Below are 20361 nucleotides of genomic sequence, written 5' to 3'. Positions count from 1 at the left end.
GACGTACAGAGGGCAGGTACGGAAAAAGTGACGAGAGTCTGACCGGCGACCCGATCATCTGGCCCCGCGCGGCCCCGAGTGCTCGAATGAACACGTGAACTCTGAACGATCCGAGGTACCGACACCCGAACCGGAACCGGACGGCCGGCCCATCGGCCGCCGGGTCTTCCTCGGCACCCTCGGCCTGGGCGCCCTCGGCGTGGTGGCCGCACCCACGCTGCAGCGCGGCCTGGAAGGCTTCCTCGGCGGTGTCGCCGACAAGGACCCCACCGGCCTGACCGGTCTGCTGCCCAACGGCGGTGGCTTCCGCTACTACTCCGTGGCCGCCTCCGTCCCGCACCGGACCGCCGCGGACTACCGGCTCACGATCGACGGCCTGGTCGACCGCCCGCGCCGGTACACCCTCGCCGACCTGCGCGCCCTGCCGCAGACCCGGCTGGTCCGGGACGTCCAGTGCGTCACCGGCTGGCGGGTCCCGGGCACGCCCTTCCAGGGCGTACGCCTGTCCCACCTGCTCGACGCGGCGGGCGTCCGCCCCTCCGCCAGGGCCGTGCGCTTCACCTGCTTCGACGGCACCTACACCGAGAGCCTCACCCTCGACCAGGCCCGCCGCCCGGACGTCCTGGTCGCCCTGCGCATGCAGGACAAGGACATCGGCCACGACCACGGCGGCCCGGTCCGCCTCTACGTGGCCCCCATGTACTTCTACAAGTCCGCCAAGTGGCTCTCCGGCATCACCGTCACCGACCGGGTCAGGCCGGGCTACTGGGAGAACCTCGGCTACGACGTCGACGCCTGGGTCGGCCGCTCGAACGGACGGACCGATGACCCTACGAGCTGATACCCCGGCCCCGCCGGACGCCCGCGTCCACCGCTTCACCCGCGCCGAACGCCGGGTGCACCGTGCGACGGCCGCGCTGATGGGCGTGTGCGTGCTGACCGCGGCCGTCCTCTACATCCCGCAGCTGGCGGTCCTGGTCGGCCGCCGGGAACTGGTCGTACGGGTCCACCAGTACGCCGGCCTCGCGCTGCCGGTGCCGGTCCTGCTGGGCCTGGCCTCCCGCGCCTTCCGCGCCGACCTGCGGTTCCTCAACCGCTTCGGCCCGCACGACCGGGTCTGGCTGCGCGCCGCCCTGCGCCGCGACCGACGCCGCGAGGAGCGCCCCGCCGGCAAGTTCAACGCAGGCCAGAAGATCTACGCCGCCTGGATCGCCGGCGCGACCCTGGTCATGCTCGGCACCGGCCTGATGATGTGGTTCACCCACCTCACCCCGCTGGTGTGGCGCACCTCGGCGACCTTCGTCCACGACTGGCTCGCCCTGACGATCGGCGTGGTCCTGGCGGGCCACATCGGGATGGCCCTGGGCGACCCGGAGGCGCGACGGGGCCTGCGGACCGGAACGGTGAGCGAGGAGTGGGCGCGACGCGAGCACCCGCTCTGGCGCCCGTAGCCCTCCGGCCCCTCCACCGTGCGGCCGGCCTCGGCCGGGCCCCGGGCCGGGGCGGGGACGGTGCCCCGGCTGGACCCGGTGACCAGGGCCGCACGGCCGCCGGTGCCGAAGAGGGGGCGAGCCGTCGTCGCCGTACCCCTAGACGACCAGGGAGAGGAGCATGACCAGGCCGCCCGCGACCACCGAGATGATGGTCTCCATCACCGACCAGGTCTTCACGGTCTGCCCGACGGTCAGCCCGAAGTACTCCTTCACCAGCCAGAAGCCGGCGTCGTTGACATGGCTGAAGAAGAGCGAGCCCGCGCCGATGGCCAGGACCAGGAGCGCCGCGTGCGTGGTCGACATGTCGGCCGCGAGCGGCGCGACCAGGCCGGCCGCGGAGATCGTCGCCACCGTCGCCGAGCCGGTCGCCAGCCGGATCGCCACCGCGATCAGCCAGCCCAGCAGCAGCGCCGGGATCGACCAGTCCTTGGAGATGTCCAGGATCATCTGACCCACGCCCGAGTCGATCAGCGTCTGCTTGAAGCCGCCGCCCGCGCCGACGATCAGCAGGATGCCGGCGATGGGCATCAGCGCCTTCTCGACGGTCTGCTGCAGCCGTTCCCTGGTGAACCCGGCGGGCCGGCCCAGTGTGAAGAAGCCGACGAGCACGGCGGCGAGCAGGGCGATCAGCGGGGAGCCGACGACGTCGAAGACACGCTGGGTGGTGTGCGTGGGGTCGTCGACGACGATGTCCACCAGCGCCTTGGCCAGCATCAGCACCACCGGCAGCAGCACGGTGGCGAGGGTGGCGCCGAAGCCCGGACGGCGCTCAAGCTCCTCCGAGGCGCGCTGCGGCAGCATCCGGTCGGGTACCGGCACGTCCACCCAGCGGGCCGCGACCTTGGAGAACAGCGGACCGGCGATGATCACCGTCGGGATCGCGACGAGTATGCCGAGCGCCAGGGTCACCCCCAGGTTGGCCTTGACCGCGTCGATCGCGACCAGCGGGCCGGGGTGCGGCGGGATCAGGCCGTGCATCACCGACAGCCCGGCGAGCGCGGGGATGCCGATGCGCATCAGGGAGTAGTTGCCGCGCTTGGCGACCATCAGCACCACCGGGATCAGCAGCACGATGCCGACCTCGAAGAACAGCGGCAGGCCGATCAGGGAGGCGATCAGCACCATCGCCCACGGCATGGCGCGCCCGCCGGCCCTGGCGAGGATCGTGTCCACGATCTCGTCGGCGCCGCCCGAGTCGGCGAGCAGTTTGCCCAGGATCGACCCGAGCGCGATCAGGACGCCGACGCCGGCCACGGTCGCGCCGAGTCCGGTGGTGAAGCTGGTGATGGCCTTGTCGAGGGGCGCCCCGGCGACCGCCCCGAGCGTCAGCGACCCGATGGTCAGCGCCAGGAAGGCATGGAGCTTGAACTTGGTGATGAGCAGGACGATGACGGCGATGCCCACCAGAACGGCGATGCCCAGCTGGGCGTGCCCGGCGGAGGTGATCGGCGCAGGTGCGTCCGCTGCCAGCATCTCGACGCTGAGTCTGGTCACGGGGGGTTCCCTTGGGTTACGGGGGACGGGGGTGGGGTGTTACTCGGATGCGAGGGGAAGCGCGTCCAGGGCTCGCACGGCTCGCTCGGTGATCTCCTGCGGGCTGCCGCTGACGTCCACGGCCACTCCGGCCTCGTCCGGCTGGAGTGGCTGGAGCGTGGCGAACTGCGAGTCCAGCAGCGCGGTCGGCATGAAGTGACCCTGCCGCTGGGACATCCGCCCCTCGATCAGCTCCCGGTCGCCCGTGAGGTGCAGGAACACGATTCCGGGCGCCACGGCCCGGAGCCGGTCGCGGTACGACCGTTTCAACGCCGAGCTGCTGACCACCCCGCCCAGTCCGGCCCGGCCGTGCGCCCAGTGCCCGATGGCCTCCAGCCACGGCCACCGGTCGGCGTCGTCGAGCGGGATCCCGGCCGACATCTTGGCGATGTTGGCCTGCGGGTGGAAGTCGTCGCCCTCGGCGTACGGGACGCCCAGCCGCGCGGCGAGCAGGGGACCGATCGTGGTCTTGCCCGTCCCCGCGACGCCCATCACGACGACGACCTGGGGGGTTCGCATGACTGCCTCGCTGTCTTCCTCGACATCCGACGCCACTGGCGGCGTCGCCACACTGAAACCCATTAGGTACGACTAATTCAAGAGTCTGTGACTTATAAGTCTGACTTTTTGTCTCCGTGATCCACGCCGTACTCTGAGTGCATGAGCACACCGGGCCGGGGGCTGCACGGCCGTGTACTGGACACCCTCGGCCCCGCGATCACCGCCGGCGAGTACCCGCCGGGCAGCGTTCTGCGCACCGACGAGCTGGCCCAGCACTTCGAGGTGTCGCGCTCGGTGATGCGCGAGGCGGTCCGCGTGCTGGAGTCCATGCACCTGGTCGAGTCCCGCCGCCGGGTCGGCGTCACGGTCCGCCCGAAAGCCGAGTGGAACGTCTACGACCCGCAGGTCATCCGCTGGCGCCTGGCCGGCGCCGACCGGCCGCACCAACTGCGCTCGCTCACCGTGCTGCGCTCCGCGATCGAACCCGTCGCGGCCGGCCTCGCCGCCCAGCACGCCACGGCCGAGCAGTGCGCCGAACTCACCGAGTGCGCACTCGGCATGGTGGCCAACTCACGCGGCCACAAACTGGAGAAGTACCTGGTCCACGACATCGCCTTCCACCGGGTGGTCCTCACCGCCTCCGGAAACGAGATGTTCGCCCGGCTCGGCGACGTCGTCGCGGAGGTGCTGGCCGGCCGCACCCATCACGAGGTCATGTTCGAGGACCCCGACCCGGCGGCCGTCACCCTGCACGTGCAGGTGGCCGAGGCGGTCCGCGCGGGCGACGCGACCCGCGCCGAGGAACTGACCAGGCAGATCACCGTGGGCGCCCTCCAGGAACTGGACATCCTCGCGCCCTAGCCCCCGGCGCCGGACCCCGGGCTAGTCGACGAAGTCCCCGTCCACGTACACCCACGCCCCGTCCACCCGCTCGAACCGGCTCCGCTCGTGCAGCGAGCCGCCCCGGTAGGAGGCGCGGAAGGTCACCGTGCCGGTGCCGTGGAAGGCCGACCCGTCGGTGGTGTCCAGGATCTCCAGCCCCGTCCACCGCATCCGCGGGTCGAGGTCCAGCCGCCCGGGCCGGGTCCGCGGATGCCAGGTGCGCAGCAGGTACCCCGCGTCCCCCTTCACGAACGCGCTGTACCGCGACCGCATCAGCAGCTCGGCGGTCGGCGCGGCCGCCGCTCCCGCGTGGAAGCGGCCGCAGCAGGCGTCGTAGGACCGGGGGAGTCCGCAGGGGCAGGTGCGCGAGGTCATGGCCCACATTGTGCCCGCAGCAGGGGAGGCGTCGGCCCCGGGTCGGGTGCACAGTGGAAGTGCCGGACTGGAGCACCCCGTAGGGGCGCTGGGAACTGCGCGACCGGCCGCGGCGGAACCGGCGGACGGCCGACCGCCCGTCGCGGCGCGGTCCGCGGAGCGAGGTGGCGGACGATGACCGGACCCGTGAGCAGCCGTCCCGCCGTCAAGGAGTGGCGGCTGAACGTGTACCTGTGCGAGCACGATCCGGACACCACGGCCCGGATCATCCTGGACACCGGGGACAACGTCCTGGAGAGCCACGCGGAGGCCCGCCGCAATCCCTACGACCGGGCGATGCCGGAGATCGGCGACGAACTCGCCGCCGGGCGCGCCCTCATCGCCATGGGCCGCATGCTGCTGCGCGCCGCCGACGGCGACATGAAGGCGACGGGAGCCGCCGACACGGACGCCCCGGTGCCGCTCTGGCTGCCCCGCGAGTGAAGGAGCGCCGCCGTGCACTTCAGGAACCGCCTCGAAGCGGGCCGACGGCTGGGCGAACGCCTGGAGTACCTCAGGGGCCAGGACGTGGTGGTGCTCGGACTGCCCCGGGGAGGGGTGCCGGTCGCCGCCGAGGTCGCCGCCGCGCTCGACGCGCCCCTGGACGTCTGCCTGGTGCGGAAGCTCGGCGTGCCGTACCAGCCCGAACTGGGGATGGGAGCGATCGGCGAGGACGGCGTCCGCGTGATCAACCAGGAGGTGCTGCGCGGGACCGGCGTCTCGGACGCGGACCTCGCGGGCGTCGAGGAGCGCGAGCTCCGGGTGCTGCACGACCGGGCCGCGCGCTACCGGGGCGCGACGCCCCCGGTCTCCGTCGCCGGACGGACCGCCGTCGTGGTGGACGACGGCGTGGCCACCGGCTCCACCGCGCGGGCCGCCTGCCGGATCGCCCGGGCCCGGGGCGCGGCCCGCATCGTCCTGGCCGTCCCCGTCGCCCCGCGGGACTTCGCCCGGCGGCTCGGCGGGGACGCCGACGAACTGGTCTGCCTGCACACCCCCTGGGACTTCGCCGCGGTCGGCCAGTTCTACGCCGACTTCGCCCAGACCGAGGACGAAGAGGTCACCGCCTGCCTGCGCCGGGCCGCGAGCCGGCACCGGCACACCGCGGGCGCCGGGTCCGCCGACCGCGAAGTGACGGTGACGGCCGGAGCCGTACGGCTGGGCGGACGGCTCACCCTGCCCGAGGGCGCCACCGGCGTGGTGGCCTTCGCCCACGGCAGCGGCAGCAGCCGGCACAGCCCGCGCAACCGGTTCGTGGCCGAGGGGCTGCACCGGGCCGGCCTCGGCACCCTGCTGTTCGACCTGCTCACCGACGCGGAGGAGGCAGACCGGGGCAACGTGTTCGACATCGCCCTGCTGGCCGGTCGGCTGCTCGACGCCACCCGCTGGCTGCGCGAGGAACCCGACGTCGAGGGGCTCGCCGTCGGCTGGTTCGGCGCCAGCACCGGTGCGGCCGCCGCGCTGTGGGCCGCCGCCGACCCCGACGCCCGGCCCGCCGCGGTGGTCTCCCGCGGCGGCCGGCCGGACCTCGCCGGAGCCCGGCTGGCCGCGGTGACGGCACCCACCCTGCTCGTCGTCGGCGGCGCGGATCCGCTGGTCCTCGACCTCAACCGGGAGGCGCAGGCACAACTGCGCTGCGAGAACCGGCTCGCGGTGGTCCCCGGCGCCACCCACCTCTTCGAGGAGCCCGGCACGCTGGAACAGGTGACCGAGCTGGCCCGTGACTGGTTCACGGACCACATGGCACCCGCCCACGTCTAGGGCCGCCCGTCCGGATCAGGCCGGATCAGGGAGCGCGGTCCGGTGCCGTGCACCGCAAGGCGGAGGAGGGCGTCAGGGCGCAGCCATGGCAACCGACGACAACGGGGCGAGGCGCGATGCCGGGGCGCCCGGGCCCCGCACGACCCGAACGGCAGGCCCCGGCCCGCGGGCCGGGGGCGGGGACGCCGTCACCCTGTTCCTCGCGGGGGACGTCATGCTCGGCCGGGGCGTGGACCAGATCCTCCCGCACCCCGTCGCCCCCCTCCTGCGGGAGGACTACGTGCGCGACGCCCGGGAGTACGTCGCCCTGGCCGAGGCCGCAGGCGGACCGGTGCCCCGGCCCGTGGACCCCGAATGGCCCTGGGGCGAGGCGCTGCCCGTCCTGGAGCGGGCCGCCCCGGACGTCCGGGTGCTCAACCTGGAGACCGCCGTCACCCGGGACGGCGACTTCGCGCCCGGCAAGGCCGTCCACTACCGCATGCACCCCGCCAACCTGCCCTGCCTCGCCGCGGCCCGCCCGGACGTCTGCGTCCTCGCCAACAACCACGTACTCGACTTCGGGCCGGCCGGCCTGCAGGAGACGCTGGAATCCCTCGCCGCGGCCGGACTGCGCACCGCCGGGGCGGGCCGGGACGCGGCCGCGGCATGGCGCCCGGCGACCGTCCCGCTGCGGTCCGGCGGACGCGTCCTCGTCTTCGCCTTCGGCATGCCCTCCAGCGGCATCCCGCACGGCTGGGCCGCCACCGCCGACCGGCCCGGCGTCGCCCTCGTCACCGCACCGACCACGGCCGCCGCCGCCGAGTTCGCCGACCGCCTGCGCCGGGTCGAGCGGCCCGGCGACCTCGTCGTCGCCTCCGTCCACTGGGGCCCCAACTGGGGCTACGTCCCCTCCCGCGCCGAGGTCCGGTTCGCCCACGCGCTCGTCGAGGCGGGCGCCCACGTCGTCCACGGACACTCCTCGCACCACCCGCGCCCGCCGGAGATCTACCGCGACCGGCTCGTCCTGTACGGCTGCGGCGACCTCGTCGACGACTACGAGGGCATCGGCGGCTACGAGCGCTACCGCGACGACCTGCGCCTGCTGTACCTGGTCTCGGCCGAACGCGGCACCGGCCGGCTCACCGGTCTGCGGATGGTGCCGCTCCAGGTCCGCCGGCTCCGCCTGGAGCACGCCTCGGCCGAGGACACCTCCTGGCTGCGTACCGTCCTCGACGGTTACGCCCGCGACCTCGGCACCCGGGTCGAACACGGCGACGACGGCACGCTGACGGCACGGCCCCTCCCGTGAGACGGCTCCTCACTCCCGTCCGCCCTTGCGCAGGAACCGGCGCAGCCGGCTCAGCGGCCAGGTGTTGATCACGTCCTCCCCGGTGAGCCAGCCGCGCTGCGCGGTGCCCACGCCGAAGCGCAGCTGCGCGAGGTGCGGGACGGAGTGCGCGTCGGTGTCCACGGCGAACTTCACGCCGTGCTCCCGGGCCCGCAGGATGTCCTCGTCGCGCAGGTCCAGCCGGTCCGGCTGGGCGTTGACCTCCAGCGCGGTGCCGGTGCGCGCGCACGCGGCGAACACCGCGTCCCAGTCGGCGTCGACGCCCGGCCGCTTGCCGATCAGCCGGGTCGTGGGGTGCCCGATGATGTGGACGTACGGGTTCTCGCAGGCCCGCACCAGCCGCCGCGTCATCGCGGTGCGGCCCAGGTCGAAGTGCGAGTGCAGCGAGGCCACGCACAGATCGAAACCGGCCAGGAACTCCTGTGGCCAGTCCACCTCCCCGTCCGGGCCGATGTTCAGCTCGGTGCCGTGCAGCAGCCGCATCCCGTGCCGGGTGCCGTCCAGCTCCCGCAGCCGCTCCCGCTGGGCGAGGATCTTCTCGTCCGTCATGCGCTGCATGTACAGGTCGGGCGCGTGGTCGGTGACCGCGTAGTACGCGTACCGGCGCTCGGCGGCGGCCTCCACCATCGCCTCCAGCGACGCCAGACCGTCCGTGAGATCGGTGTGCGTGTGCAGGTCACCGCGGATGTCCCGCTCGGTCACCACCTCCGGCAGGCCGTCCCCCAGCGCCGCCTCGATCTCCCCGCGGTCCTCGCGCAGCGTCGGCGCGATCCACGGCAGCCCGAGCCGCGCGTACACCTCCTCCTCGGTGCGGGAGGCCACCGACTCCCCGCTCCCGGTGTCGAACACGCCGTACTCGGAGAGCTTCAGCCCGCGGTGCACGGCGATGGTCCGGGTACGGATGTTGTGCGCCTTGGACCCGGTGAAGTACTGCAGCGCGGCCCCCCACGACTCCGGCGGCACCACCCGCAGGTCGACCTGGAGCCCCTTGCCGGTGCGCACCGAGGTCTTCTTCGTGCCCCGCGCGACGACCTCGGCGGTGACCGGCAGCTCGCACAGCGCGTCCATGAACGGCGCCGACCGCTTCGCCGCGACCAGCACGTCCAGGTCGCCGACGGTCTCCCGCATCCGGCGCAGCGAACCGGCGTACGCGCAGCGCGTGCAGCCCGTCACGGCGGACAGCTCCCCGACGATCTCCTCCGCGGTGTCCAGCGCCAGCGACAGCGGCACCCGGTCGCCCGCCCGCTGGAGCAGCTCGATGCCGTGCCGGATGTTCTCCTGCGTCTTCTCCCCGAAGCCCTTCAGATCGGCCAGCGCGTCCGCCTCGACGGCCGCGGCCAGCTCGCTCACCGACGAGATGTGCAGGTCCTCGTAGAGCCGCAGCGCCTTCCTGGGGCCCAGCGTCGGGATCGTGATCAGCTCGCGCACCCCGGCGGGGATCCTCGCCCGGCGCTCCTCGACCGCCGCCATCCGGCCCGTGCGCAGGTACTCGGCCACCTTGTCGGCGATCGACCGGCCCACGTTCGGTATCTCCCGCAGCCCCTCGGCGTCCAGGGTGGAGATGTCCGCGGGGTACCCGCCGATCGCCCGCGCCGCCTTCTCGTAGGCGCGCGCCTTGAAGGCGTCGCCTCCGGTGATCGCGATGAGGTCGGCGTACTCCCGCAGCAGCGCCTCGACCTCGTCGTTGGGCCGGGCCATCCCTCAAGTCTAGGGAGCCGCGCCGGGGCATGCGAAAGGCCCCCGCAGAGCAGGGGCCTCACTGGTGTCCGAGGGGGGACTTGAACCCCCACGCCCGATAAAGGGCACTAGCACCTCAAGCTAGCGCGTCTGCCATTCCGCCACCCGGACAAGGTGTCTGTCGTGCGGGGTTTCCCTTTCGGCGGGGTTTCCCTCGCGGCGACGAAGGAGACTTTACCAGGCTTTCGGGGGTGGCTGATCACCCCGGCCTTCGGGGGTGGCTGATCACCCCCGGTCCCGGGCCGGGCTCGTAAAGGACGTGTGTCGGGCCGGGTCCGGTCTTGGGCCCGGAGCGGGGCCGGGGAGAGGATGAGGGGACCACCAGCAGTGACAGCGGGAGGAAGCACGTGAGCGAGACGGACACGGCCAGGGGCGTCACCGGCGAGGACGAGGTCGTGGACCTCTGCCGCGAGCTGATCCGGTTCGACACCAGCAACTACGGCGACCACTCCGGCCCGGGCGAGCGCAAGGCCGCCGAGTGGGTCGCCGAGAAGCTCGCCGAGGTCGGGCTGGAGCCGAAGATCTACGAGTCCCACCCCGGCCGCGCCTCCACGGTGGCCCGCATCGAGGGCGAGGACCCGTCCCGGCCCGCGCTGCTCATCCACGGCCACCTGGACGTCGTACCGGCCAACGCCGTCGACTGGACCCACCACCCGTTCTCCGGCGAGATCGCCGACGGGTGCGTGTGGGGGCGCGGGGCCGTCGACATGAAGGACATGGACGCCATGACGCTGGCGGTCGTCCGCGACCGGCTGCGCAGCGGGCGCCGGCCCCCACGGGACGTCGTGGTCGCCTTCCTCGCCGACGAGGAGGCCGGCGGCACGTACGGCGCCCGCTACCTGGTCGACCACCACCCGGAGCTGTTCGAGGGCGTCACCGAGGCGATCAGCGAGGTCGGCGGCTTCTCCTTCACCGTCGACGACCAGCGGCGGCTGTACCTGATCCAGACGGCCGAGAAGGGCATGCACTGGATGAAGCTGACCGTGGCCGGCACCGCCGGGCACGGGTCGATGATCCACCGCGACAACGCCATCACCGAGCTGTCCGAGGCGGTCGCCCGGGTCGGCCGCCACAAGTTCCCGGTCCGGGTCACCAAGACCACCCGGGCCTTCCTCGACGAGCTCGGCGACGCGCTCGGCACCGAGCTGGACCCGGAGGACATGGAGTCCACCCTCGCCAAGCTCGGCGGCATCGCCAAGCTGATCGGCGCGACCCTGAGCAACACCGCCAACCCCACCCAGCTGAACGCCGGCTACAAGGTCAACGTCATCCCGGGCGAGGCCACCGCCCACATCGACGGCCGGTTCCTGCCCGGCCACGAGGAGGAGTTCCTCGCCGACCTCGACCGGCTGCTCGGCCCGAAGGTCCGCCGCGAGGACGTGCACGCCGACAAGGCCGTCGAGACCACCTTCGACGGCGCGCTGGTGGAGGCCATGCAGTCCGCGCTGCTCGCCGAGGACCCCACCGCCAAGGCGATCCCCTACATGCTCTCCGGCGGCACCGACGCCAAGTCCTTCGACGACCTCGGCATCCGCGGCTTCGGCTTCGCCCCGCTGAAGCTGCCGCCGGAGCTGGACTTCGCCGGCATGTTCCACGGCGTGGACGAGCGGGTGCCGGTCGACGGCCTGCAGTTCGGCGTGCGGGTGCTCGACCGGTTCATCGACGCGTCGTGACGTCGTGCCCTGCGGCATTCGGGCAGTCGTACGAGACCGACTGAGAAGGGTGAATGCGACCATCGGTTCGTAGCTTCATCAGTCCCTCCTCGTTACAGGTGATGTGATCCCGCACCTTGGGGTCGCATTGCCAACGAGGAGGAAGAATGATCAAGAAGGTCGTCGCTGCTGCGGCCGCCACCGGCGGGCTGGTTCTCGCGGGCGCGGGCCTTGCCGTCGCCGACTCCGGTGCCCAGGGTGCCACCGCGCACTCGCCGGGCGTCGCGTCCGGCAACGCCGTCCAGGCGCCTGTCCACGTCCCGGTGAACGTGTGCGGCAACACGATCGACGTGATCGGGCTCCTGAACCCCACCTTCGGTGCCGCCTGCGTCAACGAGTGACGCCGGTTCTCTGAAGGGCGTCCTTCGACAAGCCGTCGGCCTCGGAGCACGCGTCATGCGCTCCGAGGCCGACCGGTCTCTCCCACGAAGACATGGAAGGCAGGGGGGAATTCAGCATGCGACAGGGCACGCGCAAGGGCTTGATGACCATGGCCGCCGCGACCGGTGTGATCGCCGCCGCCAGTGGCTACGCACACGCCGACTCGGGCGCGGCGGGCAGCGCCGGCGCTTCACCGGGCGTACTGTCCGGCAACATCGTGCAGGCGCCGGTGCACGTCCCGGTGAACGTCTGCGGCAACACCGTGAACGTCGTCGGGCTGCTCAACCCGTCGGTGGGCAACAAATGCGCCAACCACGACGGCCCTTCCGAGGGTCAGTACGGTGAGCACGGAGGCTCCGGCGGCTCACACGCGAGCGGCGACACCGCCGACTCGCCGGGCGTCGGCTCCGGCAACACCGTGCAGGTGCCGGTCGACGTCCCGGTGAACGTCTGCGGCAACAGCGTCGACGTCGTCGGGGCCGGCAACCCCACGGCGGGCAACGACTGCGCCAACGGTGGCGGGAGCGAGCAGGGCACCCCGCCCGGGAAGCCGGGCGGGCCGGGCGAGCCGGGTCAGCCTGGTCACCCGGGTCAGCCTGGTCACCCGGGCCAGCCTGGTCACCCGGGGCACCCCGGTCAGCCGGGTAAGCCCGGTCACCCCGGTCACCCCGGCACGGGCACCCAGACCGGCAAGGGCGGCTCCACGGGCCACGGTGCCTCCCAGGTCAGGGCCGAGGCGGGCCGCTCCACCCAGCCGCTGAGCACCGCCCAGCTCGCGCACACGGGCAGCGAGGTGCCGCTCGGTATCGCGCTGCCGGTCGGCGCGGGTGCACTGCTCGCCGGCTCGGTGCTGTACCGCAAGGCACGGGCCGCGGCGTGACCACAAGCGGAGCGGGCCCTGCCATGCCGGCGGGGCCCGCTTCCGTCTTGTCCGGTCACAGGTCCGGAGTCACCACGTGGCACGCACCTGGCGGATGATCCGCCGGCGCAACCGCACCCTGCGGCTGCCGTCGCGCAACAGGCTCAGTCGGTCCAACTCCCAGTGTCCGTACTCGGCATGGTCCGTCAGCAGACGTGTCGCCTCCTTGCGGGAGACCCCGCGAGGCACGTACACGTCGACAAATTCGTATTCCGGCATCGCATCTATTGTGCGGGCTGGTGCCCGGTACGGATAGCGTCTGCACTATGTCTGATGCTGCGCAGCCCACCGCTGCCGAGGTACGTGCCGCCGCCGAGGCGGTCAAGACCGCGATCGACCGCCACCTGGCCGCGGTCGAACGCAGGACGGGGGAGGACGACCCGGCCGTCTCCGAGGCGTTCAACCAGCTGGCCGCTGCCGCCGAGGCGTACGACGAGCTGCTCTACGACCGTTTCGACGAGGTCACGCCCTTCGAGATCCCCGGGGCGGAGGACACCCTGCCGCCGTACGCGGGCCCGGACGAACCGAACGCCATCAGTGTGCTGATCCGCCGTGACTACACCGTGGCGGAACCCCAGCGGCTGCTGGCGCAGGCCCAGCGGGTGGAGGCGGCGGAGTTCGACGACGCCGTGGACGACGACCGTGCCGCCGGGACCCTCCCCGGGGCTCTGGGCATCCTCTTCGGCGAGTTCGAACCGGACGAGATCGCGTCCCGGCACAAGGAGTTCGGGCTGGAGGAGGGCGACTCCACGCTCTGGGTCACCGCGGCCGAGGAGCCGCCCGAGGCCGGGGAGTGGCTGGAGGCACCGTTCGAGCACATCGACGCCCAGCAGGTGGTGTGCCGGTTCGATGTGAGCGCGGTGTTCGACGACGACGACGTCTCCGCCGGCGGGGACGACGACCTCGACTTCGTCGACGAGGACGAGGAAGACGCCGAGGACGACGACGAGGAGCTGGAGCCGCTCGACGCCGAGAAGTGAGCGGGGCGGCGGTGCCGTCGCGGCCCGGGGCCGGTACGGCACCGCCACGATCCGCCGCCGTGGCCGGTCGCCCTGGCGGCGGAGACAACCGGAAGCAGCGTCACGCCTCCTGCGGGCGCAGCAGCGTCTGCAGGCGGGTCGTACGGGGCTTCGGCGGGATGTCGGCGACCGCCTTCGGGAGGGCCTGTTCCACGCCGTGGACCACGGACAGGTGCCGTTCCGCCCGGCCGAACGCCGTGTACACCCAGGGGCGGCTGAGGGCCTGGGCGGCGTCGCCGGGCAGCACCACGACCGCCGCCGGCCACCGGGCGCCCACCGCCTGGTGCGCGGTCAGCGCCCAGCCGTGCCGGACACCACCCTCCACCCGCTCCCGCGGTACGACGACGGCGGCGCCGGCGCAGGACAGGTGCAGCCCCTCGGCGTCGGCCCCCACCACCACGCCCGGCACCGCGCGTCCCGGCGCGGGGGAGTAGACGATCCGGTCACCGGGGTCGAAGCCGCCGAACCGGCCGGGGCCGGGGTTGAGGCGCTCCTTCAGGGCGGTGTTGAGCGCGCGGGTGCCCGCGGCGCCACCGTGGCCCGGGGTGATCACCACGGTCTGGTCGGCCGGGACGCCGATCGCCCGCGGCACCGAGTCCGCGACCAGCTGCACCGTCCGGTGCACGGCCTCGCCGGCGTCCCGCACCGGCACGATGACGATCTCCTTGCCCGGGGCGGCGACCTGGTTCAGCTCGCCGATGCCGATGCCGGAGACCAGCTCGCCGAGGGGGCCGGGGTCCGGGACGCGGGAGACGGTCTGCGGGCAGACCCGGGCCGCGAGCAGGTCGGCGAAGACCCGGCCCGGACCGGCCGACCACAGCACCCCCGGGTCGCCGCTCAGCACCAGCCGGGCCCCGTCCGGCAGCGACTCCACCAGCATCGCCGCGCCCTCCACGTCCAGCTGGGGCGCGTCCAGCACGATCAGCAGGTCGAGTTCCAGGGCGCCGTCCGCGTCCCGGCCCGGACCCTCGGCGCCGGACAGCAGCCCGGCCACCGTGCCCACGCCCTGCTCCGCCGGCTCCCCGCCCGGCTGCGCGGCCAGCCGCCCACGCCCGTCCGGGGTGTGGCACACGGCGAAGGCGCGCAGGCCGGCGGCTCGGGCGGCGCCGAGCAGCGCGGCCGGTTCGGCGCGGGCCGCCTCCCCGCCGGTGTGCAGCACCAGGCCGTGCCCGGCGACCGCGCGGGCCAGCTCGGCCGCACCGCCGGACAGCCCGGCGACGACCGCCTCCCAGACCTGCCCGGCCTCCTGGGACGGTGAGTTGACCAGCCGGGCCAGGCCGTCGGCGAGGCTCTCCTCGGCCAGCGCGTACCGCTCCAGACCGACGAGGACCCGGACCGGCCGCTCCTGCTCCTCGTCGGTGTCCCCGCCGGTGCCGGTGCCGGTGCCGGTGTCCCGGGGCGCGGGGGCGCCGGGCTCCTCCAGGGCGTCCTGGAACACCAGAGCCTCGCCCTCGGCGAGCGTGGCCTGCACCGCCGCGTCCGGGTCCGGCACGCCCTGCCGGCCCAGCGCCGCGGTGAGCGTGGGCAGGTCCAGGGCGGTGTGCCCGGCCACGGCCGCCTGCTCCAGCAGCCAGACGGTCACCGCGCGGCCCCGCCGCTCGTCGTCCGGGCCGCAGTCCGCGCCGAGCAGCGCCCGCGCGAAGCCGTCGGCCTGCTCCGGCCGCACCCCGGCGACCCGGAGCAGCTGCCAGGGGTCCTCGCGGAGCGCGGTGTCGGCGCCCTCGCCGAGGGCCGCGGCGACCTGGGGGGCCAGGGCGTCGGGCGCGCCGCCCTCGGCCAGCACCCGGCGCACGGCGTCGACGGTCTGCGGGGCGGGGCCGCCGGGGGCGACCGGCGCGGCAACGGGCTGGGGCCTGCGCACCGGTTCCGGAGCGGGGCGGCGCGGTGCCGGCGCGGGCTCCGCGAAGACCGTGGCCGTCGGCTTCTCGCCGCTCTCCACGGCCCGGACCGCCGCGAGCAGGTCGGCCGCCTTGCCGCGGAGCTTGCCGCCGCTCTCGACCGGGGTCTTCTCGGCCTTGCGCCGCTCGATCCGCTCCCGCTCGATCCGCTGCGCGGCCAGCTCGGCCTCCGCCTCGGACAGCCCGGCGCCGGCACCGCCCTCGGCGGCGGCCCCGTCCCCGCCTCCGGCGGGCTCGCCACCGCCGGCACCTTCGACGGGCTCGCCACCGCCGGCACCTTCGACGGGCTCGCCACCGTCGGCCGTCTCCGTGTCGTCGGCGGTCACTGTGCCGTCGGTGGTCTCCGTGCTGTCGGCGGTCACTGTTCCCTCGGCGGTTTCCGTGCCGTCGGCCGTCTCCGGGCCCTCGGTCGTGACGTCCCCGCCGGTGCTCCGGTCCGGGGTCTCACGGGTGTCCGGTGTCCCCGGCCCGGCGTTCTCCGTGGTCTCCGGCTCCGTGCTCACAGCGTGCTCCAGTCGTGATCGGGGTAGCGGTGCACGGGCGCCGACACATCGTCCAGCGCCCGGCAGATCTCGTCAGGAAGACTAAGGGCCTCCACTGACAACGCCGCCGTGAGCTGCTGCGCGTTGCGCGCGCCGACGATCGGCGCGGCCACCCCGGGCCGGTCCCGCACCCAGGCGAGGGCCACCTGGAGGGGGGTGACCGCGAGCCCGTCCGCGGCCGTCGTCACCGCGTCCACGATCCGGGTCGCCGTGTCGTCCAGGTACGGCTCGACGAACGGCGCCAGATGCTCCGAGGCGCCGCGCGAGTCGGGGGGAGTGGTGTGCCGGTACTTGCCGGTGAGCACGCCCCGGCCCAGCGGGGAGGAGGGCAGCAGGCCCACGCCGAGGTCGAGCGCGGCCGGCAGCACCTCGCGCTCCACGCCCCGCTGCAGCAGCGAGTACTCCATCTGCGTGCCGGCCAGCCGGGTGCGGGTGCCCGGCGCGGCGAGCTGCCAGGTGGCCGCCTTGGCCAGCTGCCAGCCGCAGAAGTTGGCGACCCCGACGTACCGCGCCCGACCGCTGCTCACCGCGAGGTCGAGGGCGTGGAGGGTCTCCTCCAGCGGGGTGTCGGGGTCGTAGGCGTGGACCTGCCACAGGTCGACGTGGTCCGTGCCCAGGCGGGCCAGGGAGGCGTCGAGCGCGGCGAGCAGATGGCCGCGGGAGCCGTCGAAGCGGCGGTCAGGATCGGGGACGCTGCCCGCCTTGGTGGAGATCACCAGGTCCCGGCGCGGCACCAGGCCGTCCATGAGCTGTCCGAGCAGATACTCCGCCTCCCCGTTGCCGTACACGTCCGCGGTGTCGACAAGGGTGCCGCCGGCCTCCCAGAACGCCTTCAGCATGTCCGCGGCGTCGTGCTCGTCGGTGTCCCGGCCCCAGGTGAGGGTGCCGAGCCCGATCCGGGACACGCGCAGGCCGGTCCGGCCGAGATGCCTCTGCTCCATGCGGGCGAGATTACTGGCCGGAACGGGCGCGGTGGGTTGCCTGTGGATAACCGTGTCGGGCGCGTGAACGCCCCGATGAGCAGCGGTCCCCACACCCTGCCCCCGGCACCCGCCCTCGCGCTAAGGTCACCCCGACAGGCACGTTACTCATGGGTAAGGGGAATCGGCCATGCAGCTCGGGATCAACCTCGGCTACTGGGGTGCCGGAATGGACGGCGACAACCTGGCCGTGGCGCAGGAGGCCGACCGGCTGGGTTACGCGGTGTGCTGGGCCGCCGAGGCCTACGGCTCCGACGCGGCCACCGTGCTCAGCTGGGTCGCCGCGCAGACCGAGCGCATCGACGTCGGCTCGGCCATCTTCCAGATCCCGGCCCGGCAGCCCGCGATGACCGCGATGACCGCGGCCACGCTCGACTCGCTCTCCGGCGGCCGGTTCCGGCTCGGCCTCGGCGTCTCGGGCCCGCAGGTCTCCGAGGGCTGGTACGGCGTCAAGTTCGACAAGCCGCTGTCGCGCACCCGCGAGTACGTGGAGATCGTCCGCAGGGCGATGACCCGGGAGCGGCTGACGTACGAGGGCGAGCACTGGACGCTGCCGCTGCCCGGCGGCCCCGGCAAGCCGATCAAGCTGACCGTGCACCCGCAGCGCGAGCACATCCCGCTCTACATCGCCGCGATCGGCCCGAAGAACCTGGAGCAGACCGGCGAGATCGCCGACGGCGCGCTGCTCATCTTCCCCTCCGCCGAGCACCTGGAGGAGACCACGATCACCCACCTGCGCGCCGGCCGCGAGAAGGCGGGCCTGACGCTCGACGGCTTCGACGTGTGCCCGACCCTGCCGCTCGCGGTCGGCGACGACAAGGACGTGCCCCGGCTCGCGGACACCTTCAGGCCGTACACCGCGCTCTACGTGGGCGGCATGGGCAGCGCCAAGCAGAACTTCTACAACAGGCTCGCGCAGCGCATGGGGTACGAGAAGGAGGCCGCCGAGATCCAGCAGAAGTACCTGTCCGGGGACAAGCAGGGCGCCGCGGCCGCGATCCCGCACGACCTCATCGACAAGACCACGCTGCTGGGTTCGGTCGAGCGCATCGCCGACCGGATGAAGGCCTACGCCGCCGCCGGGGTCACCACCCTCAGCCTGGCCCCGGCCGGCTTCACGCTGGAGGAGCGGATCGCGTCCCTGCGGGCCGGCAGCGAGGCACTGGAGCGCGCCGGGCTGGCGTAAGGGGTTCCAGCGGCCGTGGTGGGGGCTCGGGGGTCTTCCCCGCCACGGCCGTCACCCGGAACAACGCGCCCGGCGCCGCGCGGTTACGACCCGCGCGGCCCTTCTTTCCCGGCCCTCGCGCCCCGCCTTCCGCCGGGGCCGGGACTCCGCCGTTCGGACGAGCCGGCCGGCACCCCTGTTGCGGCCCGGGTCTGTCCGCATTTGACTCGTTCTTCGCGGAATCCGTTCGGTGCGGGAGTCCGCCGGAGCCGCGGAGGTGTCTGCCATGCTTTCGGCCAAGAGTCTGTTCCAGGAGATCCTCGACCACGACGAGTCCTTCCGGCTCTTCTGCTCCATCGCCGCCAGCGGAGAGGCCCAGGGCGGCTGGGAGAACGGCCGGATCGCCGCACTCGTACCGGAGAGCGAACGCGCACTGGCCCCGAAGATCGCCCGGCACGGCGCCGACGAGGACAAGCACGGCCGCATCTTCCACGCCCTGCTGAGGAAGCGCGGCCTCACCCCGGTCCCCGTCCCGCCCGAGACCGACTACACCATGCTCCTGGAGCGGTGCGGCATCGGCCTGGCCCACGACAGGCTCCGCCGGGACGAGCCGCTCACCGTGCGGGACGTCATCGTCTACCTCGCACACAGCCGGGTCACCGAACAGCGCGCCGCCGAGCAGATGGCGGTGCTCCGGACGTGCTTCGCCGGCCACCCCGAGGTCGGCAAGGCCGTCCGTGTGATCGCGGACGACGAGGACGACCACCTCGCCTACACCCACGAGGAACTCCTGCGCCTGGCCGCGGCCGGGCACGGCCGGCTGATCCAGCGCACCCTGCGCGCGTGCGCGCTCACCGAGATCCGCGTCCACCGGGACGTCAGCCTCGCCGTCATGGCGCGCATGGGCCGCATCCTCGGCTGGTCCAGGGCCAGGTCGGCGCTGCTCGCGGCCGGCATCCACGCCGTGTACGTCTACGAACGCCTCGCCGGCTGGCACCGCATGGTCACCCTGAACACGCCCGAGCGCCGCGACCCCCTCGGCGGCCCCGCGGCGCCCGCCCCCGAGTTCGCCTGAACCGGCCTCACAGCCAGCCGCGCCGCTTGAACAGCCGGTACAGCAGTACCTCCAGCACGGCCATCAGCAGGATCACCGCCGGGTACGACCACAGCCAGCGCAGCTCGGGCATGTGGTCGAAGTTCATGCCGTAGATCCCGGCGATCATCGTGGGGACCGCGGCCATCGCCGCCCACGCGGAGATCTTCCGCATGTCGTCGTTCTGCCGCACGCTTATCTGCGCCAGGTGGGCCGAGAGGATGTCCGACACCAGCCGGTCGAGGGCCTCCACGGACTCGTTCACGCGCGTGAGGTGGTCGCCCACGTCCCGGAAGAAGGGCCGCGCCTTGTCGTGGACGAACGGCGTCGCGCCGCCGAGGGGGCCGTTGCCGGCCAGCCGAGCCAGCGGCAGCGCCAGCGGCCCGGTGGCCCGGCGGAACTCCAGGACCTGCCGCTTGAAGGTGTAGATCCGGGACGCGGTGGTGCGGGAACCTCCGGTGTCCGGCTCGAAGACCTGCGCCTCCAGCTCGTCCAGGTCGGTCTGGAGCTCCGTCGCCACCTCCAGATAGTGGTCGACGGTCGCGTCGGCGATCGCGTACAGCACCGCGGTGGGCCCCTTGTCGAGCATCTCCGGCTCCTCCTCCAGCCGGCGCCGCACCGTCGCCAGCGGCGCGCCCTCGCCGTGCCGGACGGTCACCACGAAACAGTCGCCGACGAAGACCATCACATCGCCGGCCGACACCGTGTCGCTGTCGGCCTCGTACACGACCGGTTTGACCACCATGAACAGCGAGTCGTCGTACACCTCCAGCTTGGGCCGCTGATGGGCCTTGAGGGCGTCCTCGACCGCCAGCGGATGCAGCCCGAACTCGTCGGTGACGAGATCGAACTCCCGCTCCGACGGCTCGTACAGACCGATCCACACGAACCCGCCCGCGGCCCGCGCCTCGGCGAGCGCGTCGGAGAGGTCCTCCGGGCCCTCGGTGCGGTGTCCGTGCCGGTAGATGGCGCAGTCCACGATCACGGTGCGCATTCTCCCTTCG

The 20361-nt window shown here is 73.3% G+C and carries 20 protein-coding genes and 1 tRNA gene; 12 read left to right on the top strand and 9 right to left on the bottom strand.

Annotation, left to right across the window (positions count from 1 at the left end):
- The first annotated feature begins 94 nt into the window (after positions 1-94).
- Together S1361_RS09315 and S1361_RS09310 are read left to right on the top strand one after the other, a co-directional pair.
- A complete protein-coding gene (locus tag S1361_RS09315; protein ID WP_208031369.1) occupies positions 95-841 on the top strand; it encodes a molybdopterin-dependent oxidoreductase in 747 nt (248 codons plus the stop codon).
- Positions 825-1451, top strand: coding sequence for a cytochrome b/b6 domain-containing protein (locus S1361_RS09310; protein ID WP_208031368.1), 627 nt, complete (start codon positions 825-827; stop codon positions 1449-1451). The genes S1361_RS09315 and S1361_RS09310 overlap by 17 nt, the downstream gene beginning before the upstream one ends.
- A gap of 138 nt (positions 1452-1589) precedes the next feature.
- Here the strand turns inward: S1361_RS09310 and S1361_RS09305 are convergent, their stop codons facing one another.
- On the bottom strand, positions 1590-2987 hold the full coding sequence (locus S1361_RS09305; RefSeq protein ID WP_208031367.1) for a GntP family permease: 1398 nt from the start codon (positions 2985-2987) through the stop codon (positions 1590-1592).
- Positions 2988-3026: 39 nt separating this feature from the next.
- A complete protein-coding gene (locus tag S1361_RS09300) occupies positions 3027-3545 on the bottom strand; it encodes a gluconokinase (protein WP_208031366.1) in 519 nt (172 codons plus the stop codon).
- Between the two features lie 141 nt (positions 3546-3686).
- Here S1361_RS09300 and S1361_RS09295 point away from each other — a divergent pair, with 141 nt between their 5' ends.
- Complete coding sequence (locus S1361_RS09295; RefSeq protein ID WP_208031365.1) at positions 3687-4388, top strand: FadR/GntR family transcriptional regulator; 702 nt, start codon at positions 3687-3689, stop codon at positions 4386-4388.
- A gap of 21 nt (positions 4389-4409) precedes the next feature.
- Here the strand turns inward: S1361_RS09295 and S1361_RS09290 are convergent, their stop codons facing one another.
- Positions 4410-4784 (bottom strand): YchJ family protein, encoded by a 375-nt coding sequence (locus S1361_RS09290; RefSeq protein ID WP_208031364.1) that lies wholly within the window; start codon positions 4782-4784, stop codon positions 4410-4412.
- Between the two features lie 174 nt (positions 4785-4958).
- Here S1361_RS09290 and S1361_RS09285 point away from each other — a divergent pair, with 174 nt between their 5' ends.
- From S1361_RS09285 to S1361_RS09275, 3 genes are all read left to right on the top strand, one after another.
- Positions 4959-5267 (top strand): dsRBD fold-containing protein, encoded by a 309-nt coding sequence (locus tag S1361_RS09285; protein ID WP_208031363.1) that lies wholly within the window; start codon positions 4959-4961, stop codon positions 5265-5267.
- 12 nt (positions 5268-5279) lie between these two features.
- Positions 5280-6584 (top strand): phosphoribosyltransferase family protein, encoded by a 1305-nt coding sequence (locus S1361_RS09280; protein WP_208031362.1) that lies wholly within the window; start codon positions 5280-5282, stop codon positions 6582-6584.
- Between the two features lie 214 nt (positions 6585-6798).
- Entirely contained in the window at positions 6799-7872 is a 1074-nt protein-coding gene (locus S1361_RS09275; RefSeq protein WP_243769505.1) for a CapA family protein, read from the top strand.
- A 9-nt stretch (positions 7873-7881) separates the two neighbouring features.
- Here the strand turns inward: S1361_RS09275 and polX are convergent, their stop codons facing one another.
- Positions 7882-9609 carry a DNA polymerase/3'-5' exonuclease PolX gene (gene polX, locus S1361_RS09270; RefSeq protein WP_208031360.1) on the bottom strand — a complete coding sequence of 576 codons (1728 nt, stop codon included), beginning with the start codon at positions 9607-9609 and terminating at the stop codon, positions 7882-7884.
- A gap of 62 nt (positions 9610-9671) precedes the next feature.
- Positions 9672-9759, bottom strand: a tRNA-Leu gene (locus S1361_RS09265).
- Positions 9760-9995: 236 nt separating this feature from the next.
- On the opposite strand from S1361_RS09265, the gene S1361_RS09260 reads away from it, so the two are divergent.
- The 3 genes from S1361_RS09260 to S1361_RS09250 all read left to right on the top strand — a co-directional run bounded on the left by S1361_RS09260 (position 9996) and on the right by S1361_RS09250 (position 12621).
- Complete coding sequence (locus tag S1361_RS09260; RefSeq protein WP_208031359.1) at positions 9996-11321, top strand: M20/M25/M40 family metallo-hydrolase; 1326 nt, start codon at positions 9996-9998, stop codon at positions 11319-11321.
- 146 nt (positions 11322-11467) lie between these two features.
- On the top strand, positions 11468-11701 hold the full coding sequence (locus S1361_RS09255) for a chaplin (RefSeq protein ID WP_208031358.1): 234 nt from the start codon (positions 11468-11470) through the stop codon (positions 11699-11701).
- A gap of 116 nt (positions 11702-11817) precedes the next feature.
- Positions 11818-12621 (top strand): chaplin, encoded by an 804-nt coding sequence (locus S1361_RS09250; RefSeq protein WP_208031357.1) that lies wholly within the window; start codon positions 11818-11820, stop codon positions 12619-12621.
- A gap of 69 nt (positions 12622-12690) precedes the next feature.
- On the opposite strand, the gene S1361_RS09245 is transcribed toward S1361_RS09250, so the two are convergent.
- Positions 12691-12879, bottom strand: coding sequence for a DUF5703 family protein (locus S1361_RS09245; RefSeq protein ID WP_014671721.1), 189 nt, complete (start codon positions 12877-12879; stop codon positions 12691-12693).
- 47 nt (positions 12880-12926) lie between these two features.
- On the opposite strand from S1361_RS09245, the gene S1361_RS09240 reads away from it, so the two are divergent.
- Complete coding sequence (locus S1361_RS09240) at positions 12927-13640, top strand: hypothetical protein (protein ID WP_208031356.1); 714 nt, start codon at positions 12927-12929, stop codon at positions 13638-13640.
- 100 nt (positions 13641-13740) lie between these two features.
- Here S1361_RS09240 and S1361_RS09235 read toward each other — a convergent pair whose 3' ends face one another.
- Together S1361_RS09235 and S1361_RS09230 are read right to left on the bottom strand one after the other, a co-directional pair.
- Positions 13741-16080 carry a helix-hairpin-helix domain-containing protein gene (locus S1361_RS09235; protein ID WP_208031355.1) on the bottom strand — a complete coding sequence of 780 codons (2340 nt, stop codon included), beginning with the start codon at positions 16078-16080 and terminating at the stop codon, positions 13741-13743.
- Positions 16077-17060, bottom strand: coding sequence for an aldo/keto reductase (locus tag S1361_RS09230; protein ID WP_208031354.1), 984 nt, complete (start codon positions 17058-17060; stop codon positions 16077-16079). The genes S1361_RS09235 and S1361_RS09230 overlap by 4 nt, the downstream gene beginning before the upstream one ends.
- 169 nt (positions 17061-17229) lie before the next feature.
- Here S1361_RS09230 and S1361_RS09225 point away from each other — a divergent pair, with 169 nt between their 5' ends.
- On the top strand, positions 17230-18285 hold the full coding sequence (locus S1361_RS09225; protein WP_208031353.1) for an LLM class F420-dependent oxidoreductase: 1056 nt from the start codon (positions 17230-17232) through the stop codon (positions 18283-18285).
- A gap of 265 nt (positions 18286-18550) precedes the next feature.
- Positions 18551-19339: a ferritin-like domain-containing protein gene (locus tag S1361_RS09220; RefSeq protein ID WP_208031352.1), complete on the top strand. Its 789-nt coding sequence runs from the start codon at positions 18551-18553 to the stop codon at positions 19337-19339.
- A 7-nt stretch (positions 19340-19346) separates the two neighbouring features.
- Here S1361_RS09220 and corA read toward each other — a convergent pair whose 3' ends face one another.
- A complete protein-coding gene (gene corA, locus S1361_RS09215) occupies positions 19347-20342 on the bottom strand; it encodes a magnesium/cobalt transporter CorA (protein WP_208036530.1) in 996 nt (331 codons plus the stop codon).
- Between the last annotated feature and the right edge of the window lie 19 nt (positions 20343-20361).

It is taken from the genome of Streptomyces cyanogenus (assembly GCF_017526105.1).
Classification (GTDB): Bacteria; Actinomycetota; Actinomycetes; order Streptomycetales; family Streptomycetaceae; genus Streptomyces; species Streptomyces cyanogenus.
The sequence above is the reverse complement of the archived record's forward strand: the minus strand, read 5'-3'. Positions and strand labels throughout refer to the sequence as shown.

Bases quoted from the DNA above. Each gene is read 5' to 3' on its own strand.
- S1361_RS09295 (WP_208031365.1), top strand. From the start codon at position 3,687: ATGAGCACACCGGGCCGGGGGCTGCACGGCCGTGTACTGGACACCCTC.
- S1361_RS09255 (WP_208031358.1), top strand. From the start codon at position 11,468: ATGATCAAGAAGGTCGTCGCTGCTGCGGCCGCCACCGGCGGGCTGGTT.
- S1361_RS09285 (WP_208031363.1), top strand. From the start codon at position 4,959: ATGACCGGACCCGTGAGCAGCCGTCCCGCCGTCAAGGAGTGGCGGCTG.
- S1361_RS09290 (WP_208031364.1), bottom strand. From the start codon at position 4,784: ATGACCTCGCGCACCTGCCCCTGCGGACTCCCCCGGTCCTACGACGCC.
- S1361_RS09240 (WP_208031356.1), top strand. From the start codon at position 12,927: ATGTCTGATGCTGCGCAGCCCACCGCTGCCGAGGTACGTGCCGCCGCC.
- S1361_RS09225 (WP_208031353.1), top strand. From the start codon at position 17,230: ATGCAGCTCGGGATCAACCTCGGCTACTGGGGTGCCGGAATGGACGGC.
- S1361_RS09245 (WP_014671721.1), bottom strand. From the start codon at position 12,879: ATGCCGGAATACGAATTTGTCGACGTGTACGTGCCTCGCGGGGTCTCC.
- polX (WP_208031360.1), bottom strand. From the start codon at position 9,609: ATGGCCCGGCCCAACGACGAGGTCGAGGCGCTGCTGCGGGAGTACGCC.
- S1361_RS09300 (WP_208031366.1), bottom strand. From the start codon at position 3,545: ATGCGAACCCCCCAGGTCGTCGTCGTGATGGGCGTCGCGGGGACGGGC.
- S1361_RS09310 (WP_208031368.1), top strand. From the start codon at position 825: ATGACCCTACGAGCTGATACCCCGGCCCCGCCGGACGCCCGCGTCCAC.
- S1361_RS09230 (WP_208031354.1), bottom strand. From the start codon at position 17,060: ATGGAGCAGAGGCATCTCGGCCGGACCGGCCTGCGCGTGTCCCGGATC.
- S1361_RS09275 (WP_243769505.1), top strand. From the start codon at position 6,799: ATGCTCGGCCGGGGCGTGGACCAGATCCTCCCGCACCCCGTCGCCCCC.
- S1361_RS09220 (WP_208031352.1), top strand. From the start codon at position 18,551: ATGCTTTCGGCCAAGAGTCTGTTCCAGGAGATCCTCGACCACGACGAG.
- S1361_RS09250 (WP_208031357.1), top strand. From the start codon at position 11,818: ATGCGACAGGGCACGCGCAAGGGCTTGATGACCATGGCCGCCGCGACC.